The following is a 22,913-nucleotide window of genomic DNA, read 5'->3' on the forward strand; positions in this document are numbered from 1 at the left end:
TGACATTGCGTATTGTCAGATTTGTGCTTTAATAAAAAAGTACTCTTAAAAAGGTTATAAAAACAACATGGAAAAGCAAGTTGATATTCTTATCGTTGGTGCAGGTATCTCTGGTATTGGTGTAGCTGCGCATCTTTCAAAACACTCACCACAACGTTCATTTGAAATTATTGAGCGTCGTGAGAGCTTCGGTGGTACTTGGGATTTATTTAAATATCCGGGTATCCGTTCCGATTCAGATATGTCTACTTTTGGGTTTAATTTTAAACCATGGCAAAAAGCCAATGTCTTGGCAGATGGCGCTTCGATTAAAGGCTATGTTGCTGAAGTTGTCGATGAATTTAAATTAAAAGATAAAATTCATTTTAATCAACGTGTACGTACTGCAAATTATGATTCATCAATTAAAAAATGGGTCGTACAAATTGAAGATGAAAATCAAAAACTCAATACGTGGGTTGCAAACTTTGTAATCGGGTGTACGGGTTATTATAATTATGACCAAGGTTATCAACCTGATTATCCAGGTAAAAATGATTTTAAAGGCGAATTTATTAACCCACAATTTTGGCCTGAAAACTTAGATTATACGGGTAAAAAAGTAGTGATTATTGGTAGTGGTGCAACAGCTATTACCTTAGTGCCTGCGATGTCAAAAGGTGGAGCAGGGCATGTGACCATGTTGCAACGTTCACCAACCTATATTGCTTCAATCCCATCTATTGATTTTGTTTATGACAAAATGCGTAAGGTTTTACCTGAAGATGTGGCATATAAGTTAACCCGTGCACGTAATATTGGTATGCAACGCGGTATTTATGCGCTTGCACAAAAACAACCGAAGTTACTGCGTAAGTTCTTACTCAAATCGATTGAAATGCAATTAAAAGGTAAAGTGGATATGAAACATTTTACCCCAACCTATAATCCGTGGGATCAGCGGTTATGTGTTGTGCCAGATGGTGACTTATTTAAGATTTTACGTTCTGGTAAAGCCAGCGTTGAAACAGATCAAATTGAGAAAATTACCGCAACAGGTATCCAATTAAAATCTGGTAAGCATTTAGATGCGGATATCATTGTTTCAGCAACAGGTTTAGAAATCCAAATCTTGGGTGGTATCAAAGCTACAATTGATAATAAACCAATGAATACATCTCAACACATGCTGTATCAGGGTGTGATGGTTAGCGATGTGCCAAATATGGCAATGATCATTGGTTATATCAACGCATCATGGACATTAAAAGTTGATATCGCAGGTGAGTATATTTGCCGTCTTGTAAACTATATGGACAAGAAGGGCTATGACGAAGTTATTCCTCAAGGTGATGCAACTGAATTGATGGAAGATACGGTGATGGGTAGTTTAAGCTCAGGGTATATTGCTCGTGCGGCGGATGTGATGCCAAAACAAGGTAAGCATGCACCTTGGAAAGTGTCGAATAACTATTTAGCAGATCGTAAAGAACTTAAAAATGCCAAGTTTGAAGATGGTGTTTTAAAATTTCATAAGCGTGAAGCGCAACTCGCAAAAAAGCCTAAACTGGTTTCTTAATCAAACCTAGAAGCAACCAAACTAAGAAATAGCAAAATAAACAAGCTATGAAATAAACAAGGAGCGAAAGCTCCTTATTTATTGCGACATAAAAATTGATTTAAAAAGAATGCTTGGTGATAGAAAAAGGAGCCAAAGCTCCTTTAACAATGATCAGATAAATTATAAAGAACGGGAAATCAGTTCTTTCATAATCTCGTTTGTACCTGCATAAATACGATTTGCCCGATTATCGATATAAGCGCGTGCAATTGGATATTCCAGCATATAACCATAACCACCATGTAATTGAAGGCATTCATCAACCACATTAGAGAATACTTCTGAAATTTTGTATTTTGCGGCAGCTGCAGCATCAACACCTAATGTACCTTCAAGTTGTAATTCCATACAACGGTCGAGGTAAGCACGGCAGAAATCAATTTCTGTGCGCATTTCAGCAAGTTTAAAACGTGTATTTTGAAAAGCACCGATCGGTTTACCAAACGCTTTACGGTCTTTGGTATATTGAACGGTATGTGCCAGCGCTGCTTCTGCGCCTGCTTGACAGATAATCGCGACCAGCATACGTTCCCATGCCAACTCTTTCATCAGCATGATAAAACCCATGCCTTCCATACCCAATAAATTTTCTTTTGGCACACGAACATCTTCAAAGAACAATTCGCAAGTATCTTGTCCTTTCATACCAATTTTATTGAGTGGTTTTCCTTTGCTAAAGCCAGCACGGTCAGCTTCAACAATAATCAAAGATAGGTTGGCAGAACCTTTCTCTGAACTGCCTGTTTTACATACGACAATTGCCATATCGCATAGATAACCATTGGTAATAAAGATCTTAGAACCATTGATTACATATTCATCCCCATCTAAAACAGCGGTGGTGCGAACACCTTGTAGGTCTGAGCCTGTTCCTGGTTCTGTCATCGCAATGGCTGTGACGGTTTCTCCAGAAGCCATTTTAGCAATCCAATGTTTTTTCTGCTCTTCATTACCAAAGTTGTTGATGTAGTTGGCAACAATATCCGAGTGCAAAGAAAAACCTGTAGAAGAATCCATTGCATAGGCTTGTTCTTCAATCAGAATCATACTGTAGAGGCGATCTACGCCATAGCCACCATATTCTTCAGGCATAGTCGCACAGAGCAGACCCATTTCACCTGCTTTGTTCCATAAATCGCGATCTACATGTTGTTGCTGTTCATATTTAGCAATATTTGGCACAACTTCTTTTTCATAAAATTTACGTACTGTTTCACGAAAAGCATCGTGATCGGAATTAAACAATTTACGAGGCAACATATTGGTTAAAGGTCGGATAGCACCTGATTGCATTTTTATAATATCCATATGAGTTTTAGTGAGTTGAAATTATGTGAATTGCTTATTTGTCGCAATGAGATGAATGCTCAAAACTCATTTTTAAATGATGAATTTGGTCATTTAGAAGAATTTAGCGAGAAATTGATCGGGAATCGGGTAAACTAAGTCAGAATTAACCATTGGGGGAAAATGATGTCAGAAGAACTTACTTTAGAAGAACGTAAAGTGATTTATCGTGCTCGTCGCGGTTTAAAAGAGATTGATGTATATTTTGACCCATACGTAAAACAATATTACTTAGCAGCAAGTGCGCAAGAAAAAGCCTTGTTTAAAGAGTTAGTTGATCAGGAAGACCCAGATTTATTGGATTGGTTTATGGAAGTTTCAGAGCCACCTCGACCTGAACTCAGAAGCTTGATCAATAAACTTAAAGATTATGTCCACGGATGAGTTAAAAACTCACCAACGATATCAAATCAAACCCAGTCGTATTGCACTGGGTTTTCAGCTTTTGTGTTTAACAATTATTTTTATAGTGCTGTACTCCATTATCACTGTATGGATAAGTGTATTACTGCTGTTGTTGGCATGCTTCAGTCTAAAAAGATTTAGAATGCGTCCACAAGTCCGAAGTTTAGAACATTTTGATTTAGATCAGTGGACCCTACAATATGAGGATTCCAATCAAATTCATCATGTACAAATTCAGCAAATGATTGATCATCGATTTTATATCGCAGTGTATTTTTGTGAGGAAAACAATAAAAGTTTAATTATTTGGCAAGATCAAGTGAGCAAAATACAGTGGAAATCTTTAAAATCTCGGGTTAAATTAAGTTAATTGTCTAACAAATATAAAAAATCTAATTTTAATTTAATTTATATAAAACATAACCTTATTTATATTTTTGCTTATTTAATATTCATTGTTAGACCAAATATATACAAAATAGCGCAATTGTAAAATTGTCCGACAATTATCTCTGTAAAAATCTGATCTTGCATGTAAATTAAAACTACCAACAGCGAGGAGGAATTTCCAAATGGGTGAAATTCATACGTTTTGGTTCTTAGTGGTTGCAATTGTTTTTGCAATTATATTTGGAAGACTAGGAACTATGCTGAGGGAACAGATTGAGAAAGCTAACGCTAACAGTGTTAACGGTAGCAAATTTAAAAGACTTAAAACCAATAAACTCTCTTAAAGAGTTTACCTTTTAACAAGTAGCATGTGCTGAACCGTCGCAATGCTACTTTTTTTTGCTTAAAATTTGTATAAAAACCAGATCAGGTCAATTGAATACTTTCTATATTGTGGCAAATTCTTCAGATGAAATTAGAGCTATTACTCTGTTATTCAGAGATTGCATCTGATATTGTTATTTTAAAAGGGATATAAACACAATTATATAGAGGACAGGAAGTATGTCTAAGGTCCACAAGCTTGGTCAATTGATGCTGACCGCTGTTGTTGCCTCATCTGTGTTATCAGGTTGTTCATATGTTGTAAAATCAGGTGCCAATGTTGCGCTTGGCTTTAGTGAAAAACATATCGTCCCACCCATTTTGGCGGGCAATGATACTGATATGGCGTGCAACTCAGGCAATGCATTAACGCCAGCGATTATGGCAACAAAAGATATGGGGGCCGACCCAACCCGTATGGCGGTATTGTTATATTCAGCTGCGGGGATGTGTGCAGAAAATCGTGCTTTGGATGCAGAACTCAGATATTTACGTGCTTCAAAAGACGGTAAAGTGACTGAAGCGCAAGATGCTCGTATAGAACAAAAACGTTGGGCAGCCCTTGCCGCAGAACGTCAATACACGGGTTATCAATTATTTGCAGAACGTTGGCAGGCAAAATATAAATATACTTTAGGTGATTCTTGTCCAACCATGCGTAAGGACTTAGATCAAACCATCTATTTAATTGGTATGCTCAGTGGTTTGCAATCGATGACCAATGACATTAACTCTGGCGGTGCAGTGAATGTACCGAAAGATATTGCTGCGATTGTCGAACGTGGTATGGCATGTTTAGACAATAACAAATTCTGGGGTGCGCCAATGGCGACACGTGCAGTGATTTGGATATTGTTACCAGGTGCAGGAGATGGTAAGCCTGATCCAACACAGACCTTACAACAATCAATGCAAATCGCAGAACAGAAAGGTGTTCGTTTAGCATTTGCAATGAATGCCGTTGCAGCGCAAGCCAGTGGTGATGATGCTAAATTAAGAGCAGCGTTAAAAGCCTATGCCGCATCGCGTGCAGATGATAAGCCAGTAAACCCTGAATTTAGATTATTAGATGGTATGGCCGGTCAAATGGTTCAAGGTATTGCCGATCGTTATTGGACTGAACATACTGGTGTTCGTGCAGCAGATGATGGAATGACCACATTCTGGGATGAACAAGCATCTACGGGTGATGATGAATTGTTTAATGATCTACCTGCACCGACCGAAGAGCCAAGTGCTTCAGCTGACGAACCTGTAGCAAATCCATAGTATTCAATTGCATGAATTGGTTAGAATTGAGGAAGAGCGACAGCTCTTCTTTTTTTATGGTGTAGCATGGAACAACACAAGTTAGATAAAAATATATTGTTTATTGCAACCAGTATCATTTTTTTTGCAATTCTTCAGCTTTTTCAAACTCATTTCATTTATCAGCACGATGTTTTTTTAAGCCAGCCTTGGCGCTGGTGGACAGGGCATTGGGTTCATGTGGGATGGATTCATTATGTTTTAAATGTTTTGGCTTTGGCTTGTTTACCCTTTTTATTTCCAAACATTAAAAAGCAAGTTTTTATTGCTTTATTGCTTATTTTACCGCCTTTACTCAGTCTCTGTTTTTATCTGATTTATCCTCATATTTTTGCTTATGCAGGTTTGTCTGGCATTCTTCATGGTCTGTTTGTATTTTGTGCAATCGTCAGTTTAAAAGAAAAGCCAGAACGAAATTTTGCCTTCATCGTATTGTTATGCATCTTCGGCAAAATCGCATGGGAACATTTTTTTGGTGCACTACAAACTGAACAATTGATTGGTCATCCTGTTTTAATACAGGCGCATTTGCTTGGGGTGATTTTTGGAAGTATTTGTGCCATCTTGAGCTTAATTTTTCGACTTAATGTTATGAAATAGAAAATGAATCAAGAATATTATTTGTATGAAGTATTATTCTATAAAATTTCATTATTTTGATGAGGTTAAGCACATAGAAGTGTAAAGATATTTAAAAAATAAATTTGAATGAATGCTTTGTAATGAATGGGTGCTGATTCTCATTTGTGGTTAATTATGTGAATGTTACATCTATTTTGGTTGTGAAAAATATAAGTACTTAGTTGTTTTTTCACATTTAATGATAAGACTATAGATGAGTTGACAAAAAGCTCGCCAAAAAAATTAATCTTTGTCATGTTTTTCTTAGGAAAATTAGGGCAAATTTGAGTGGTGATGATAGGAATGGGTATTGGTAAAGGATTTTACCTCTCACCTAATAATAAAAGATAAGCTGTGCAAGCGATTGTACACTGGTTATAAAAACTGGAATAACAATGCAAGAACCTGTAAATAATAGATCGGGATTAGGTCTACTCAGTTATCTCTGGAATGAGTGGTTCTCAACCTTTTCCATCCTTATTCTGCTTCTCCTGACCTTGATCATTGGGACAGGGGATATGATTCATGGGCAAATGCTTCGTTTAGGTGAACGCCTATATGGAGATGAAAAAATAGGAATGCAATATTCCTTTTTACGTGCTGAGCCCAGCAAACCTTCATGTGACCGCAATGTAGATATCGATAAACTTGTCAAAGAAAAAATGCAACAGGAAGCCAGTGATCCTGATGCGGCATTTTTTGGTTTAACGCCAGAAGCAGATGTTCGCGCTTCATTCGTTTCAGCTCAGACGGACTGTGAACAGAAATATGCATTCTATGATAAATCGATTAAACATATGGAAGATCATCCTTCCCTTCGTTCATATCGTTCGATGGAAACGGGTTTCTTCTGGATATTGAAATGGGGCTCTGAACATCGCGTACTCATCCTGATTTTGATGGTCGTGATTGCTGCAATTACAGCATCATTGAAGATGCATCATATTGGGCTACGTCCAGCGCGTACTAAGCTTGATTTTAAAGTCTATAATATTGCGATGGTACTGGGGAATGCCTTACTGAGCTTCTCGGTCATTAGCCAATATCGTTCAGTACTCAATTCTGGTGTTGAATCGACCATTGAAACGATTGGAGTCTATTGGCTATGGATGATTCTGTTTGTGGTCTTAACAGTCATCAGCCTGTTTAAATTATTCCGTACACCAGAAAATGCTGAAGAAGGCGGTAAATTTGGCCTTGCGCTGTTGAGCATACCTTTATATGCCTTTATGGCAATTGTGACAGGTATTGCGTTTACTTTCTTTATGGACTACCCAATGGGGCAAGGTATTTACCTTGGCTTGTTGACTGAATTTTCAAATATCTTCCTTAACTTAGCACTGTTTATTTGGGCAGGGATGTTATTGACCCAAACACGTGTGATGGATCTTTTCTTAGCGATTCTTCGTCCTTGGAACTTAGCGCCTGAAACGTTGACGTGGATCATTTTGATTGGTGCAGCAATTCCAACCGCATATACAGGTGCTTCGGGAATCTTCGTTGTTGCTGCTGGTGCGATTATCTATAAAGAAGTGTGGAATTCAGGTGCACGTCGTCAATATGCATTGGCTGTTTCAGCAATGTCAGGTTCACTTGGTGTTGTATTACGTCCGTGTCTATTGGTGATCTTAATTTCAATGCTGGATAGCCGTCATGTAACTTCAGACGAGTTATTTGATCATGGTATTTATGTATTCTGGTTAACCGCATTTATTTTCTTAGGGGTGTCGTTATTCCTTGCTGAGAATAAGTTCCGTATTAACTCACCGAAAACTGCTGTCCCTGGTATGTTGCGTGCTTTCGTTCCAGTGCTTCCATATATCTTGATTGTTGCTGTAGTGATTGGCTTCTATCAGTTTGGTCTGGACACGAAAATGGATGAATTTACCGCACCTGTAATTCTTCCAATCATGTTATTGGCATTTATTTTATTTGATAAGTTATTTGGTAATAAATTACCGATACCAGAAAACCCAAATAAAGCGCTTGCTCTAGAACATGAAAAAAATTCTGAATACTTACGTGAGCATGGTGATACCGCTGAAACGAAACGTGGCTTCCGTAGCGCAATTCGTTTTGCAACATCGGAAAGTGTTGGTCATATTGGTGCGTTAATTATCCTAATGGCATTGTCTGCAAGTGTTGGTGGTCTGATTGAACGTAGTGAAATCGTGACGATGGTTCCAACGCATCTGGGTAGTATCTTGGTGACACTTGGCTTTATGGCATTGTTACTTGCATTAATTGGTATGACAACAGATCCATTTGGTGCGGTGATTCTTGTTGCTGCGACGATTGCGCCAGTTGCATTTGAAAATGGTATTCATCCGATTCACTTCTGGATGATCGTACTGGTTGCATTTGAGTTTGGTTATGTTACGCCACCTGTTGCGCTCAACCATTTGCTGACGAGGCTCTCGGTCGGTGATGCAGAGGTTGCCGCCGCCGATGCTGAGGCAAAAGCCAAATATACAAGCTTCTACTATCGTTATGAGCGTTGGATCTTGCCAATCGTGGTGCTGTTCTCAGCATTGGTGATTGTGACCTATGCGCCGTACATGTTTAACTTGTTTGACTGGTATGCCAGTAAATAATTGAATGTCTAAAAAGCGCCTTCGGGCGCTTTTTTTCTGTCTGTGGCTTTGAATAGATTTAGTGATCTTTAAATTGAAACTGCTGAATGTACTCACTCGGCGTCAAACTGGTTTCACGTTTAAACATAGCACTAAAGGCACTGGCACTGTCATAGCCCAAATCAAGTGCAACATTGAAAATAGATTTATTCATTGCCAAATCAGTCATGGCTTGCATCAGCCTTGCCTGACGTACCCAATGACTAAAATGCATATTGGTTTCTTTCTGAAAATGCCGAGTGAGGGTTTTCGGACTAACATGTAAAAATTGGGCGGCATGTTCGAGTGTCCATGTATGGCTGAGATCAAGTTTGATTTCAGCACAAAGCTTTTGCAATTTAATATTTTGTGGCTCAGGTAAGTTAAATGGTAGAACAGGGAGAAGCTCCAACTCATCTAAAATTAGTTCAAGCAATCGTGCTTCACGACTTTGAGGATGGATTGTGGTTTGAATCTGCATCGCTGAGCGAATAAGCTCTTTTAGCAGGGGTGAGATCGTGACAACACGACATTCATTGACTAATTTTGAACGCGCATCTGGCTCAATAAATACACCATAAGCTTGCACATCACCACTGATCAGTAACGCATGAGCCTTATATGCTGGAATCCATACACCGCGTCCCGGTGGCGTGACCCATGTTCCTTCTGTCGTTTGAATACGGAGAACACCAGAAAGCGTATGAATCAGTTGGATACGTTCATGGCTATGCCAATCTTCAATATGCCCATGGGAATAATTTTCAGTAAAGGCATAAATTGGATAATCTAAAAATCCATGATCATAATTATTCCCCACGATTTACTCCTCAATCAATACGGCACTGCCAATCATATATTCGTGGAATTGCTTAGACCTCAAGCATAATGTCCTTTTTACGATAATTATTGTCATTTTGTCGTACAAATACAAAATGATTATTTTTTAACATGGTTGAATCTTTCTGTATAGGCAGAGCAGCATGTTTCAAAAAGCTTATTTCTACCCATTGTTCGCCATTTTATTTTGGGCTGGAAATGTGATTGTGTCTAAAATGGCAAGTCATGCAATTTCACCTGTGGCGATTACATTTTATCGTTTGGTTTTTGCGCTCGCGGTGATGAGTACTTTTGTATTGATTCCCACGTGGAAAAATCGCCATATTATTCGCCAGTATTGGAAACATTTGGCTTTAGGTGGATTTCTTTCTGTATCCTTATTCCAATTTTTGTCTTATCAAGCAGCGACAACCACAACAGCGACCAATATGGCGATTGTGACGGCATTGATTCCATTATTGACGATTATTTTAAGTACATGGATTTTAAAAGATCAGATTAGCTACGGCTTAGTAATCGGAGGCTTCTTATCATTCTATGGCATTTTGTATTTATTGAGTCATGGGCATATTGCCCAAGTTTTTAGCCAAGGGATGCATCTTGGCGATGGCTTGATGTTGCTTGCCGCAATCGGCTACGCTTTATATGGTGTGCTGTTAAAACGTTGGAAAATGCCGATCCCTGCATGGCAATCTAATTTTGTGATGTCGAGCTTTGCCATCTTATATGTTTTGCCGTTTTTTATCTTTTTACCCGCATCACAAATGCAATTGAATCAACAGACCATTCCTTTGATTTTGTATGCCAGTATTTTCTCATCGATTTTATTGTCTTATCTATGGATTGAAGGTGTAAGACATTTGGGACCCAATAAAAATAGTATTTTTATGAATTTATTGCCTGTGTTTACAGCTTTAATTGCCGTGGTGCTCTTGGGTGAACATTTACAAGTTTTTCATTTGGTTGGTGGTGGTTTAACACTCTGTGGAATTTTATTGGCGCAAATTATCCAAAAGCCAATCCAATGGAAAAAATCAACACAGCAGTCATTGGACTCACTTTAAAATATTGAAATGTCTATTGTTCAAATTGAAAAAAGCCTTAACTTATAAAGAGGTTAAGGCTTTCTGATATCAGATCGTCATTTTTGCACATGATCAAAAATTATTGATTTTGTGCGGCCATTTGCTGTTGAAGTAGCTTGATTTGCTCTTCCTTAAGTTTAATCAATTGATCCGCATCAGCATGTTGTGATTTGAGGTTTTGTTGCTGATCATCAAGTTGTTTTTGGATGTCTTCTAGTTTAGCCACTTCTTCTTTCGCTAAACTGGCATTTTCAGGAATTTTATCTTTTAAAATTGATGCTTTGACCAATTCTACATTGGCAGCCTCTGAAGCAGCACTTTGTTCAACAGGCGTTGCCACAGGTGGTGCCGTTGTTTCCACTTTCTTCGCAGCAGGTGTAGTCTGATTCAATGGCTCATTGATTTGGGTGCTTTCAGAGGTGTTATTTAACCAGAAAAAAATAGCAATTAAAACGATAACTGCCCCCAACCCGCCTGCAATAATCCACATTAATTTTGAATTGTTTCTTTGTTCTATATGCATTTTATTCGGTCCGATCTATTTTGAAGAGCGAGGCTTGAATTGAATGACCCCAATTTCATCAGGTATAGCAGGTTCTTCAGGCGCATCTACATGGGTAGGGCGATTTTCAGAATATCCACACTCGATGCATTCAATCCATTCAGCATCGCCTTGGGTGAGCATAACAATACGATCCATCGCTTCACATTTTGGACATTTTGCACCAGCAATGAAACGACGTCTAATATTCATACACCCACCACACTTTAAACAATTTTGGCCGTTAGTTTAAGCGTTTTTTTAGCTATTCGTCCAACCTTGATGACGTAATAATGCATCTATTTTAGGTTCACGACCACGGAAATTGATAAATGCATCAAGTGCTGTATCTTTTCCGCCAACTGCAAGGATTGCCTTACGGAACTCTTGTCCAGTTTGGGTATTAAACACACCTTCATTTTCAAAGCGGTCAAAAGCATCACTTGCTAAAACTTCTGCCCATTTATAAGAATAATAACCCGCAGCGTAACCACCCGCAAAAATATGGCTAAAGCCATTTTGGAAGCGATTATAAGGTGCTGTTGCTAAAACAGCATACTTCTGGCGAATATCATCTAAAGTGGCTTGGATTTGTTCGGCATTTAGTGCAGGTGTAAGTTTATGAATGGTTAAATCGAACAGTGCAAACTCAATTTGTCGTAAAGTTTGCATACCTGACTGGAAGAAACGAGCATCGAGTAAGGCTTTTAAAAGATGCTCAGGAAGTGAGTCTTTAGATTCAATATGTTCACTGATTAAAGCCAAGCTTTCCGTATCCCATGTCCAAAATTCCATAAACTGGCTAGGTAACTCCACTGCATCCCATGCAACGCCGTGCGTTCCAGCAACTGCAATATTGTCTACTTCGGTCAACATATGGTGTAAGCCATGACCAAACTCATGAAATAAGGTATTCACTTCATCATGCGTTAATAGGGCAGGCTGATCACCGACAGGTGGGGTAAAGTTCCCAACCATATAGCAGATTGGTTTTTGTAACCCCGTTTCGGTTTGCATACGCGAGCGGAAACCACTCATCCATGCACCACCACGTTTACCGTTACGTGCATAGAGGTCAAAGTAAAAACCACCAATCACAGTGCCTTGGTCTTCTAGTTCATAATAATGAGCATCTGTATGCCAAAGTGGTGCTTGGCGTTCAATGACTTGGATTCCATATAAACGATTGACCACATTAAATAAGCCTTGAATCACTTTAGGCGCAGGGAAGTATGGTTTTAAATCTTCCTGAGAAAGGTTGAACTGTTGAACTTTTAGTTTTTCAGAATAATAACTACTGTCCCAAGGTTTTAGCTCATCTATGCCATCTTGTTTGGCAATGGCTTTGAGTTCTTCGATTTCTTTTAATGCAGGTGTACGTGCATGCTCTGCTAAATCAACCAGAAATTGATCAACAGTGGCCACATCGGGTGCCATTTTTGAAGCAAGTGAGTATTCTGCAAAATTGTCAAAACCTAAAAGCTTGGCCATTTCCTGACGTAAGCTGAGGATTTCAACCATCACGGGTGCATTGTCAAATTGCGTATCGCTGGCTTGATCTGAGGCGCGTGTAACATAAGCGTGATAGATTTCTTCACGGAGCGCGCGATCTTCTGCATAGGTCATGATGGCCAAATAAGATGGAATATCTAAGGTAGCAACAGGCTGATCTAGTTCGCGTTGTTGACCATATTGTTTGAGTAATTCAATACTGCCTTGCGGTAGACCTTTAAGCTGATCCGTGGTTAAAGTTTTGCTATAGGCTTGAGTTGAATCCAAAACATGATTAGAAAAATCAGAAGACAGTTGTGATAATCGTGCTGAAATTTCTGCATAGCGCTTTTTAGCCTCACCTTCGAGGGCAACACCTGAAAGTTTAAAATCACGTAAAGCCAGCTTAATTGCACTTTGTTGCGCCGTTGGCAAGTCGCTAAAAATCGCATGATCATAAACATTTTGATAAGTTTGGAACAAGGCAACGTGTTGACCGATCTGAGTGTAGTATTCACTTAGACTTGGCAATAAGGCTTGATAGACTTCACGCGTTTCAGTGTTATTCATCACTGCATTGAGGTGTGACAAAATTCCCCAAGATTCACTCATGTTATTTTCAAGTGAATCTACATTTTCGATCACTGCAAGTTGTTGTTGAATGCTTTCAGGGACTTGGACCAAGTCATTTAAAAAGTTTTGACCGTCTTGGATGGCTTTTTCAATATTTTGTTTGAGTTGATCTAAACTAATTTGATCAAATTGCGGTACTGGCAACGTTGCCTGTTCTAGTGTCATGAGCTTTATGCCAAATCATTTCTTAAGTTATAGATAGATGTAGGGCTTCTGGCAGGGGAAATCAAGGTGTGACAATAAAATTAACACAGATGTTAATGGACTTGTTTGGTTTTGAGGTTGTATTCAAAAGGGATAGAATATGCGCCCGCATCAAAACTGATGCCCAAAATATCTTTTTTAAGATAAAAGCCATTTGCATTTTTTAGCGCAATAAAATTTCGATCTTCAGCATAGTATCGGTATAGGTATTGCAGATCTGCGCTATCACAGTCATTAGACGTTTTAGAAAGCGTTGCTGTTTTATTTTCAATACATGGGTCAAGTTGCTGAGCAATTTCATTTGAGATTTGTGCTGCAGACAATTGATATTTTTGTAGTATTTGGGACAATGTTGCGAACTGTTTATTTTTTAAATCGATCACGTAATACTTTTCACGAAAATAGCTTCGTCCGCCTTCAATTTCTAAATGAGTATAAACACTTAAATAGTTTTGATCCTGATAGATCTTTCCTGAACTAAAGTCGATACGTGTAGCATCATCTGCCAAAAGTTCGTGTTTGATCTGTTGGTTGATTTTTTCAAAACCTTTGCCTTGGATAAAGGGAAAATTTCCTGAAAAGTTTATGTATTTTGAAGGAATCGCTTGGGTTGTAAAGGTGATGGTTTCAGCAGAAGCTATACAGCTGAGTAGCAGTATTGAGAGTGATAGTATATTTTTAATTTTCATGCTGTTATTTCTAGAGTTATTTGAGTCGCTATAGATGCATTATAAAACAAGGAAGACTCTATGAGGGTACAAGAAAAGTATTTTTAGACGTATTCAAATTTAAAATTTTAATGATAAAAAAGAGAGCCGAAGCTCTCTGATTTTGTGGTAAGTAAAATTACTCAGTCTTTGCTTTTGCGTTCGACTTTTTCTTTTTTGCTTTAGCCTTTTTCTTCACTTTATCTTTAGCCTTTGTTTCAGGCTGAGTTGCAGCACTTTTTCCAGGTTTTTTATTGTAAGAGCTGGGTTTTCCTTTGGGCTTTTTCTTTCGAATGGGACGTTCCCCATCTTCGCTGGCATTCCCACTGTCAGATTCAGATTTAACTTTGACAGGACGTTCAGAAAAAACTTCTTCTTTGGCAACGGGTTTTGCAACACGTGGTGCACGACTACGGATTACACGGCCCGCATGCGACAGTTGTTGTAACAATTCAAAATCAATCTTACGTTCTTCTAGGTTAACCCCAGCAACTTTGATCTTGACTTCGTCACCCAAGCCAAAGGCTTGACCACGATTTTGACCGACTAAATTTTGACTAACTTGATCATAAACAAAGTAGTCATCGCCCAATTGACTCACGTGAATCATACCATCCACATATAAGTCTTTTAGGGTTACAAATAAACCAAATTCAGCGGTTGCACTGATCACACCAACAAATTCTTCGCCTAAATGTTGCTGCATATAGTGACATTTCAGCCATGAAGTAACCGAACGCGAGGCTTCATCTGCACGACGTTCAGTTGCAGAGAAATGTTCACCCGCATCTTCTAACGCCGCACCTGAAAGTGGATACTTTTTGTTGGTTAAACTGGCTTTAATCGCACGATGTAATAGCAGGTCAGGGTAGCGACGAATTGGTGAAGTGAAATGGGTATATGCTTCATAAGCCAAGCCATAGTGGCCCACATTTTTTGGACCATAGTAGGCTTGCATCATTGAACGTAATAACACCGCATGAATACTCGGTGCATCAATACGATCTTTGGTTGCTTCAATCACCGTTTGATAATCGGCTTGTGTCGGTTGGTCTGGGAATTTAAAGCCCAATAATTTTACAAAGTCTTTTACTTTTTGAATACGTGAAAACTCTGGTGCTTCATGCACACGGTACAACATTGGAACTTCATTTTTTAAGCAATATTCCGCTGCTGCAACGTTAGCAAGCAACATACATTCTTCAATAAGCTTATGCGCAACATTACGTGAACGCGGTAAAATTTCTTTAATTCCACCCAATTCATCAAAAGTCATGTAGGTTTCAACGGTTTCAAATTCCATTGCATGACGTTGTGCACGTAAACCTTTTAAGGTTTCATACAATTGGTAGAGCGTATTGACCGATTTACGGACATCACGATCTTCAGGAATCGCATTGCTGTCGCCATCCAAATATTGTGCAACTTGGGTATAGGTTAAACGTGCTTTTGAATGCATTACTGACGGATAAAATTCAAATTTAGTCACTTTACCAGCACGACTTAAATTTAAATCACACACCATACATAAACGGTCAACATGTGGATTTAAAGAACATAAGCCATTTGAAAGTGCTTCAGGCAACATTGGTAATACATAGTGTGGGAAATACACCGATGTACCACGTTCTTGCGCTTCATCATCTAAAGGTTTACCAACACGGACATAATGACTGACATCTGCAATCGCGACAACGACACGATAGCCACCACCAGGACGTTTTTCCGCATAGACTGCATCATCGAAATCACGTGCGTCTTCACCATCAATGGTGACTAAAGGCAGATCTCGTAAATCTATACGACCTTGACGATCTTTTGCAGAAGGTTCTTTAAATGCTTCAGCTTCTTTGATGACTTCTTCTGGGAACTCATAAGGTAAACCATATTCTAAAATGGTTTGCGGGATAATGATTTCAGTATCGGCTTTATCCGCCATTGATTGAATCACATGACCTGTCGCAAATTCATCTCGAGTTGGATAGTCATCAATTTCAACACGTAATGCATCGCCTACTTTGGCTTTGGCATGTTCAATCAGTTCTTTTTCTAAAGTTATGGGCTGATGTGCATTGGGAGGTGCAGGTTGAATAAAGTATTCACCTTCAAATTCTGCAACTTTACCGATCAGTTGTTTAACTCGACGTTGAGTCACTTCAGTAATATAGCCCCAAGCTTTACCTTTACGGTCTACAGAAGTTTGTTGGACTTTAACGCGGTCACCATGGAAGACTTGACGTAATTCGCGCTCAGGCAGAAGGAACTCATCTTTCTTCCCATCTAAGCTTGCAACACCTAAACCTTTAGCGTTGACATAAACAGTAGCGTCTAGGGTAGGTTGATCGGCCATCAGCTGATATTTAAAACCATCTTTCATCAACTGACCATCACGGACCATTGCACTTAAACGATGGCTGAGCGCATCTATACTTTTTTGATCGACAATTTCAAGCAGTTCAACAAGATCTGCATGTGACAATGCTTCTTGTTTTCGTTCAATGATTTCTAAGATAAGGGTACGACTTGGAATGGGATTGTCGTAACGCTCAGCTTCAGCTTTGGCTTCAGGATCGACCCAATTTTTCATGATGTATTTGGTTTCTAGTCAGAAGATATGATTAGCATAAGACATAGCGTGGAATACTGCACGTAATTGATTGCAATATTGTGTTTTTAATTTAGTTTTTAGAGAAAATTTCTAGGTATTTGTAGATTGTGATTATTTTGCAGCATAAAAAAACAACAAAATGATGAAAATCGCTTAAAAAGTATTTAATTGAGTAAATTTCTCTATTTTTTTTAATGTCATCACTTGCCGAATCGGGTTTTAGTTTGTATTATGGCGGCTCGTTACGGTGAGATGGGTGAGTGGCTGAAACCACATCCCTGCTAAGGATGCATACGGGTAACTGTATCGAGGGTTCGAATCCCTCTCTCACCGCCAACGATTACTTATGACGCGCTCATAGCTCAGCTGGATAGAGCACTTGGCTACGAACTAAGGGGTCGGGAGTTCGAATCTCTCTGAGCGCACCAATAAGTTAATCATGATGTAACGAATGCCTTTTGGCAACACAAGTATTGCGCTCATAGCTCAGCTGGATAGAGCACTTGGCTACGAACTAAGGGGTCGGGAGTTCGAATCTCTCTGAGCGCACCAACTTGAAGAATTAACCGCATACATTGCGGTTTTTTTGTGCCTGAAATTTAGATCGATGATTTTAGGCCGGTGATTTTACTTGGTTGAATATATTAATTCTCTTGGCTACTTTTCGAAAAATAAAATAGCTAAATGCAATAAGCCCAATAATAATGCCAGTTATCTCTAAATAGGAAAAAGTGCTAATTTTAAAAAGAAAAAAGATGCTGATTAAACTTAGACTAAGCCACAATAAACAGAAAAATAGCATTTCATTAAAGAAGAATAGTTGAAAGAGCCATTTGCGTAATGCCTTATTTTTAATTCGCGTCAGAAATAAAAACCGATGTTTAAAACCGAATGAACTGTTTGGCGAGATTTCAGCTTTGGACAGCAGCATTCGATAAAAATGGATCTCATCAAAAGACGCATTGAGTTTATTTTTAACAGGCTGTTGTGTCTTTTCATGATTATTTAACCATCTATCCACCTCAAAGCAGGGCAGTAAAGACTCTCCAAAACCATCGATATCTAAATATCGATTTTGGGATGTTTTAAGTTCAAAAGATTTTGGCAGCCAATATTTGGATGGTGATGGACTTTTGGGATCTCGATGTTTTTCTTCGATGAAATGGATCATATCCACCATTTCATTGTTAGCTTCTATGCTAAATGGATCAATCATCATTGCCATAATATCGGTAATATTAAGCTCGACTGAAAATGTTGGAGTACGTTGTAAATATTGTAAAAATGATTGCGCTAAAATGGCTACTTTTTCATCATTATAGAGTGCTGACCATATATTGAGTCTGGATTTAAACGTTTCAGAGCTTTTTAAGATCGTTGCCCGAAAGACGTAATAGCTTAAGCCATCTTCATCTTGAAGAGTGTTAATGTCTTCAACTTTAAATAAGGCCAACCAAAATAATGGAATCGAGTATTTAACTTCTTGATAGGTTTCATTTTCATCCATTTCACCCGTGGTTCTATCGAGATCGGATGAAATTAAAAGTGTTGAGTAATGTCCCATTGTTTCCTTTTATCATCTGAGTTTTTATAGGAATATTTATGAAATAATAGTACAGGATTGATTGATGTGGAATTTAAATAAAATGAATTTTATTATTTTTTGCACGTCTATTCTTGTCGCAGAGCAAGGATTGCAACATCTATTCTAGAGCTAAAAACTTTAAAATAATAAAATAACCGGAGCTTTAGAAAGAAGAACATGAAGAAATATACAGATGGATATTATATTTACCAGCATGTTGATTTTATTTGTCATTTCAACCTGCAACAGTGTGATGGCTGTAATCGCACGCTGACAGGTTTTGTCTATGAACTGAAAATCCAAAGTTTAGAAAATGAATCTGTCATCTTCTGTGCTGAATGTATGGAATTGTTAGACGTGGTGAATGCCGAATAATTGCTTCGGGTCGATGATTGTTTAATTTTAACTTCGCTTATTTTTTCATCGTAAAAAAAGTAAGCATTATCTAGCATTATTTTTATAGAAAAGCTTATCTGATAATCATATTTATTTAGAAAAAATTCTCACTGTAAGATAGTTCCAAATCATTTTTTCTGCTTTAGAGCGTAACAATAAAATAATTATTTTGGACGATTTCTTTGAATTGGCAATATATCTACAGTGTGATGCCACAGTTTGCTTCGGCAATGGTGACGACACTCAAAATCTCAATCATCAGTATTATTCTCGCAATATTGGTTGGTTTAATTTGCAGTATTTTCATTACCTATCGGGTACGGGTCTTTGACAAAATTGCCAAAATTTACATTGAATTATCACGCAATACGCCCTTATTGATTCAGTTATTTTTTCTCTATTACGGTTTACCAAAACTGGGGATTAAAATTGATGGATTTACCTGTGGGGTCATTGGTCTAACTTTTCTAGGTGGAAGCTATATGGCTGAAGCTTTTCGTGCAGGTTTACAAGCTGTGGCCAAAGGGCAAATTGATTCGGGTGAAAGTATTGGACTGAATCCACTGCAAGTTTTTCAATATGTGATCTTCCCTCAAGCTCTAGCAATTTCAATTCCTGCAATTGGTGCAAATTGTTTATTTCTGATTAAAGAAAGTTCTGTGGTGAGTGCCATCGCGGTGGTGGAACTATTGTTTGTCACCAAAGACTTAATTGGTATGGATTATAAAACCACAGAAGCATTGTTTCTCTTGATCATGTCTTATCTGATTATTTTATTGCCTGTGTCTATTCTCACCAGTTATCTGGAATACCGCAGTCGGAAGGTGAGCCATGGAATTTGATTATTTGTTTCAACCCAGCCACCTTGCACGATTACTGGAAGGGCTATGGGTTACTGCAAAAATTGCCTTTATATCAGTATTTTTTTCAGCAATTTTTGGCACGATTTTCGGTGTCATTATGACGTCAAAAAATTTACTGATTAAAAGTTTGTGTCGACTGTATTTAGAAGCGATTCGGATTATTCCAATTCTGGTTTTATTGTTTGTTTTCTATTTTGGCTTTGCAACATGGTTTAACTGGCAGCTCTCAGCGGTACTGGTATGTATTGTGGTTTTTGTATTGTGGGGGACTGCTGAAATGGGCGATTTAGTCCGTGCTGCCATCACATCGATAGATCAACATCAACGCGATTCTGCACATGCACTTGGCCTGAGTCCTATCCAAACTTTGGGCTATGTGATTTTCCCGCAGAGTTTAAAAAGAGTCACACCGGGCGCAATCAATTTATTCACGCGTATGATTAAAACCAGCTCCTTGGCAGTGCTGATTGGCGTGGTCGAAGTGATTAAAGTTGGACAGCAAATTATTGAGAATTCGCTGTTAATTGTTCCGAATGCATCTCTTTGGATTTATGGTTTGATCTTTATTTTATATTTCATCATTTGCTATCCCTTATCCCGTTTAGCGACGCATTTAGAAAAAGTTTGGGAGTAATCATGACTTTGTTATCTATACAACATTTACAGAAATCATTTGCAGAAAGTCATATTTTACAAGGCATAGATTTGGACGTAAAACAGGGTGAAGTCGTGGTGATCCTTGGTCCATCGGGATGTGGGAAAAGCACATTGTTACGTTGTATCAATGGCTTGGAAAAAATTCAGGGTGGCACAATCAATTTAGATGGCTCAGGTGTATTGGGCAAAGATTTAGCGTGGGTGGATGTACGTCAAAAAATTGGCATGGTGTTTCAAAACTATGAACTTTTTGGGCATATGAATGTGATTGATAACATTTTATTAGGCCCTTTAAAAGTTCAAAAACGAACAAGAGCTGAAGCTGAGAAAGTCGCAGACGAATTATTGAAACGTGTCGGTTTATACGATCGTAAGCGAGATTATCCGCGACAGTTATCTGGTGGGCAAAAGCAACGTATCGCAATTGTGCGTTCATTGGTGATGCAGCCTCAAGTGATTCTGCTAGATGAAATCACCGCTGCTTTAGACCCTGAAATGGTACGTGAAGTATTAGATGTGGTTTTAAAACTTGCACATGAAGGAATGACCATGTTGATCGTGACTCATGAAATGTCTTTTGCCAGAAAAGTCGCAGACCGAATTATTTTTATGGATAAAGGCAAAATTATTGAGCAAGCCACACCTGAACAATTTTTTGAGCATCCACAGACTGAACGGGCAAAAGCCTTTTTAAATATGTTGAATTACTAACAGTAATTTAGACATCAATATTCACCCTAATAGCAACACATAATGATCTATAAAAATGAGGATGTATGGCTTTATCTTATTTAACTCAACCATCGATTTTTTTTAATATTTCCAACATTGTTCGAACATTGAGTGTGGCCTTATGTATGGGAATGTTGAGCGCATGTAGTCAGCCAACTGAACCAAATGCATCAGCGGAGCAAAATACCCAGAATGATCAATCTTTAGATCAGATTAAAAAGCAGGGCGTGTTTCGTGTGGCTGTTTTTGCAGATAATCCACCATTTGGTTATGTGGACAGTGCAGGTAAACCACAAGGTTTTGATATCGCTTTAGCAAAAAGAGTGACCAAAGATTTGCTTGGGGATGAAAATAAAGTTGAATTTGTGGTGACTGAGGCTGCTAATCGGGTGGAGTTTTTAAAATCGGGTAAAGCAGATGCGGTATTTGCCAGCTTTTCAGTCACTCCTGAACGTAAACAAGTGGTTGATTTTGCTCAACCGTATTTAAAGGCTGCTTTAGGCATCGTATCGCCTAAAGCCAAGACGATTACAGATATTCAGCAGCTTGAAGGCAAAACCTTGATCGTCAATAAAGGCTCGACATCAGATATTTATTTCACTAAGAATTACCCAAAAATTAATTTATTAAAGTTTGAACAAAATACTGATGCCTTTAATGCATTGAAAGATGGTCGTGGTGATGCAATTTCTCAAGACAGTACTTATGCCTTGGCATGGGCAGCTGAGAATCCAACATTTACGGCGGGAATTCAACAAATTGGTAATCAAGACTTTATTGCACCTGCAGTGAAAAAGGGCAATAGCCAACTTCTAAATTGGCTCAATACTGAAATTTCAAGCTTACAAAAAACAGGTGAAATTCAGAAGATTTATGATCAGACCTTAAAGCCTGTTTACGGTGGAACTGTGGATGCTCAAGTCTTTTTGGATGTGACACCGAAATAAAAATTGCATTAAAGCGTTTAACTATGAAAAGAAATCATTGTTTAAATATGAAAATAGATCAGAGGAAAATTAAATGAATATATCAATAAAACAGCTGACTCATCTACTTGCGGCCTCAGTGCTTAGCTTAGGGTTGGCGGCGTGTAATAAAAACGCGCCAACAACTGAAAAAGCTGCTGAACCTGAAAAAACCAGCTCAAGTATCGAGCAAATTAAGAAAAATGGTGTGGTTCGTATCGGGGTGTTTAGTGATAAGCCGCCTTTTGGTTACTTGGACGCACAAGGTAAAAACCAAGGTTTTGATGTGGAAATTGCCAAGCATGTTGCCAAAGACCTATTGGGAGATGAAAACAAAGTTCAATTTGTTTTAACGGAAGCTGCCAATCGTGTGGAGTACCTTAAAGCCAATAAGGTGGATATTATTTTTGCCAATTTCACCGTGACACCTGAACGCAAGGAAGTTGTCGATTTTGCCAAGCCTTATTTAAAGGTTTCTTTGGGCGTTGTATCACCTAAAGCTAAGCCGATTACAGATATTGCGCAGCTTAAAGAGCAGACTTTATTGGTCAATAAAGGCACGACAGCAGACTCATTCTTTAGCAAATCACATCCTGAAATTAAATTACAAAAGTACGAGCAGAATACAGAGACCTTTGATGCGCTGAAAGATGGACGTGGTGTGGCTTTGGCACATGACAATTTATTGGTACTGGCTTGGGCAAAAGAGAACCCAAATTACACCGTGGGTATTACCAGCTTAGGTCAGCATGATTTAATTGCACCTGCAGTCAAAAAAGGCGATAAAGAATTATTGGATTGGTTGAATCAAGACTTAGAAAAATTATCTAAAGCGGGGGTTATCCAGCAAGCCTATGAAAAGACGTTAAAACCTGTCTACGGTGATAGCATTAATCCAAAAGATTTATTGGTTGAGTAAAACCCTTAAAACTTAAGTTT

The 22,913-nt window shown here is 38.4% G+C and carries 22 protein-coding genes and 3 tRNA genes; 17 read left to right on the forward strand and 8 right to left on the reverse strand.

Features of this window, described 5'->3' with window-relative positions; genetic code table 11:
• Positions 1-67: 67 nt before the first annotated feature.
• A complete protein-coding gene (locus CQZ96_RS15885; protein WP_004725729.1) occupies positions 68-1,558 on the forward strand; it encodes a flavin-containing monooxygenase in 1,491 nt (496 codons plus the stop codon).
• A 162-nt stretch (positions 1,559-1,720) separates the two neighbouring features.
• Here the strand turns inward: CQZ96_RS15885 and CQZ96_RS15890 are convergent, their stop codons facing one another.
• Positions 1,721-2,893, reverse strand: coding sequence for an acyl-CoA dehydrogenase family protein (locus CQZ96_RS15890; protein ID WP_004725731.1), 1,173 nt, complete (start codon positions 2,891-2,893; stop codon positions 1,721-1,723).
• A gap of 180 nt (positions 2,894-3,073) precedes the next feature.
• Here CQZ96_RS15890 and CQZ96_RS15895 point away from each other — a divergent pair, with 180 nt between their 5' ends.
• From CQZ96_RS15895 to CQZ96_RS15920, 6 genes are all read left to right on the forward strand, one after another.
• Complete coding sequence (locus CQZ96_RS15895; protein WP_004816878.1) at positions 3,074-3,331, forward strand: succinate dehydrogenase assembly factor 2; 258 nt, start codon at positions 3,074-3,076, stop codon at positions 3,329-3,331.
• 163 nt (positions 3,332-3,494) lie between these two features.
• Entirely contained in the window at positions 3,495-3,722 is a 228-nt protein-coding gene (locus CQZ96_RS15900) for a hypothetical protein (RefSeq protein WP_105714578.1), read from the forward strand.
• Between the two features lie 202 nt (positions 3,723-3,924).
• Positions 3,925-4,086: a hypothetical protein gene (locus tag CQZ96_RS15905; RefSeq protein WP_004725737.1), complete on the forward strand. Its 162-nt coding sequence runs from the start codon at positions 3,925-3,927 to the stop codon at positions 4,084-4,086.
• 220 nt (positions 4,087-4,306) lie between these two features.
• A complete protein-coding gene (locus CQZ96_RS15910; RefSeq protein ID WP_105714577.1) occupies positions 4,307-5,395 on the forward strand; it encodes a hypothetical protein in 1,089 nt (362 codons plus the stop codon).
• A 66-nt stretch (positions 5,396-5,461) separates the two neighbouring features.
• Positions 5,462-6,034 carry a rhombosortase gene (rrtA, locus tag CQZ96_RS15915; RefSeq protein WP_004725740.1) on the forward strand — a complete coding sequence of 191 codons (573 nt, stop codon included), beginning with the start codon at positions 5,462-5,464 and terminating at the stop codon, positions 6,032-6,034.
• Positions 6,035-6,450: 416 nt separating this feature from the next.
• Positions 6,451-8,649 carry a TRAP transporter large permease subunit gene (locus tag CQZ96_RS15920; RefSeq protein WP_105714576.1) on the forward strand — a complete coding sequence of 733 codons (2,199 nt, stop codon included), beginning with the start codon at positions 6,451-6,453 and terminating at the stop codon, positions 8,647-8,649.
• Between the two features lie 58 nt (positions 8,650-8,707).
• On the opposite strand, the gene CQZ96_RS15925 is transcribed toward CQZ96_RS15920, so the two are convergent.
• Entirely contained in the window at positions 8,708-9,487 is a 780-nt protein-coding gene (locus CQZ96_RS15925; RefSeq protein WP_004725744.1) for an AraC family transcriptional regulator, read from the reverse strand.
• 163 nt (positions 9,488-9,650) lie between these two features.
• Here CQZ96_RS15925 and CQZ96_RS15930 point away from each other — a divergent pair, with 163 nt between their 5' ends.
• The gene (locus CQZ96_RS15930; RefSeq protein ID WP_034614348.1) at positions 9,651-10,571 is read left to right on the forward strand and encodes a DMT family transporter; all 921 of its coding nucleotides are present in this window, start codon (positions 9,651-9,653) and stop codon (positions 10,569-10,571) included.
• 100 nt (positions 10,572-10,671) lie between these two features.
• On the opposite strand, the gene CQZ96_RS15935 is transcribed toward CQZ96_RS15930, so the two are convergent.
• The 5 genes from CQZ96_RS15935 to rnr form a co-directional block, all read right to left on the reverse strand.
• Positions 10,672-11,115: a hypothetical protein gene (locus tag CQZ96_RS15935; protein WP_105714575.1), complete on the reverse strand. Its 444-nt coding sequence runs from the start codon at positions 11,113-11,115 to the stop codon at positions 10,672-10,674.
• Positions 11,116-11,130: 15 nt separating this feature from the next.
• Positions 11,131-11,340, reverse strand: coding sequence for a YheV family putative zinc ribbon protein (locus CQZ96_RS15940; RefSeq protein WP_171066870.1), 210 nt, complete (start codon positions 11,338-11,340; stop codon positions 11,131-11,133).
• Positions 11,341-11,394: 54 nt separating this feature from the next.
• Positions 11,395-13,422, reverse strand: coding sequence for a M3 family metallopeptidase (locus CQZ96_RS15945; protein ID WP_004725750.1), 2,028 nt, complete (start codon positions 13,420-13,422; stop codon positions 11,395-11,397).
• A gap of 92 nt (positions 13,423-13,514) precedes the next feature.
• The gene (locus tag CQZ96_RS15950; protein ID WP_105714574.1) at positions 13,515-14,150 is read right to left on the reverse strand and encodes a hypothetical protein; all 636 of its coding nucleotides are present in this window, start codon (positions 14,148-14,150) and stop codon (positions 13,515-13,517) included.
• 157 nt (positions 14,151-14,307) lie between these two features.
• Positions 14,308-16,758, reverse strand: coding sequence for a ribonuclease R (gene rnr, locus CQZ96_RS15955; protein WP_178283395.1), 2,451 nt, complete (start codon positions 16,756-16,758; stop codon positions 14,308-14,310).
• A gap of 264 nt (positions 16,759-17,022) precedes the next feature.
• Here rnr and CQZ96_RS15960 point away from each other — a divergent pair.
• The 3 genes from CQZ96_RS15960 (at position 17,023) to CQZ96_RS15970 (ending at position 17,328) form a co-directional block, all read left to right on the forward strand.
• Positions 17,023-17,112, forward strand: a tRNA-Ser gene (locus tag CQZ96_RS15960).
• Between the two features lie 15 nt (positions 17,113-17,127).
• Positions 17,128-17,204 (forward strand) — tRNA-Arg (locus CQZ96_RS15965).
• A gap of 47 nt (positions 17,205-17,251) precedes the next feature.
• Positions 17,252-17,328, forward strand: a tRNA-Arg gene (locus CQZ96_RS15970).
• Between the two features lie 61 nt (positions 17,329-17,389).
• Here the strand turns inward: CQZ96_RS15970 and CQZ96_RS15975 are convergent.
• The gene (locus tag CQZ96_RS15975) at positions 17,390-18,283 is read right to left on the reverse strand and encodes a hypothetical protein (protein WP_228722726.1); all 894 of its coding nucleotides are present in this window, start codon (positions 18,281-18,283) and stop codon (positions 17,390-17,392) included.
• Positions 18,284-18,538: 255 nt separating this feature from the next.
• Between CQZ96_RS15975 and CQZ96_RS15980 the strand changes: the two genes are divergently transcribed.
• From CQZ96_RS15980 to CQZ96_RS16005, 6 genes are all read left to right on the forward strand, one after another.
• Positions 18,539-18,736: a hypothetical protein gene (locus tag CQZ96_RS15980; protein WP_105714794.1), complete on the forward strand. Its 198-nt coding sequence runs from the start codon at positions 18,539-18,541 to the stop codon at positions 18,734-18,736.
• A gap of 203 nt (positions 18,737-18,939) precedes the next feature.
• A complete protein-coding gene (locus CQZ96_RS15985; protein ID WP_218619749.1) occupies positions 18,940-19,599 on the forward strand; it encodes an amino acid ABC transporter permease in 660 nt (219 codons plus the stop codon).
• The gene (locus CQZ96_RS15990; protein ID WP_004816904.1) at positions 19,589-20,254 is read left to right on the forward strand and encodes an amino acid ABC transporter permease; all 666 of its coding nucleotides are present in this window, start codon (positions 19,589-19,591) and stop codon (positions 20,252-20,254) included. Before CQZ96_RS15985 ends, CQZ96_RS15990 begins: the two co-directional genes overlap by 11 nt.
• 2 nt (positions 20,255-20,256) lie before the next feature.
• A complete protein-coding gene (locus CQZ96_RS15995; protein WP_105714795.1) occupies positions 20,257-20,988 on the forward strand; it encodes an amino acid ABC transporter ATP-binding protein in 732 nt (243 codons plus the stop codon).
• A gap of 146 nt (positions 20,989-21,134) precedes the next feature.
• Complete coding sequence (locus CQZ96_RS16000; RefSeq protein ID WP_392389727.1) at positions 21,135-21,956, forward strand: transporter substrate-binding domain-containing protein; 822 nt, start codon at positions 21,135-21,137, stop codon at positions 21,954-21,956.
• A 73-nt stretch (positions 21,957-22,029) separates the two neighbouring features.
• On the forward strand, positions 22,030-22,893 hold the full coding sequence (locus tag CQZ96_RS16005; RefSeq protein WP_105714797.1) for a cysteine ABC transporter substrate-binding protein: 864 nt from the start codon (positions 22,030-22,032) through the stop codon (positions 22,891-22,893).
• The last annotated feature ends 20 nt before the right edge of the window (positions 22,894-22,913 follow it).

Source organism: Acinetobacter sp. MYb10 (genome assembly GCF_002980175.2).
Taxonomy (GTDB): Bacteria; Pseudomonadota; Gammaproteobacteria; order Pseudomonadales; family Moraxellaceae; genus Acinetobacter; species Acinetobacter guillouiae.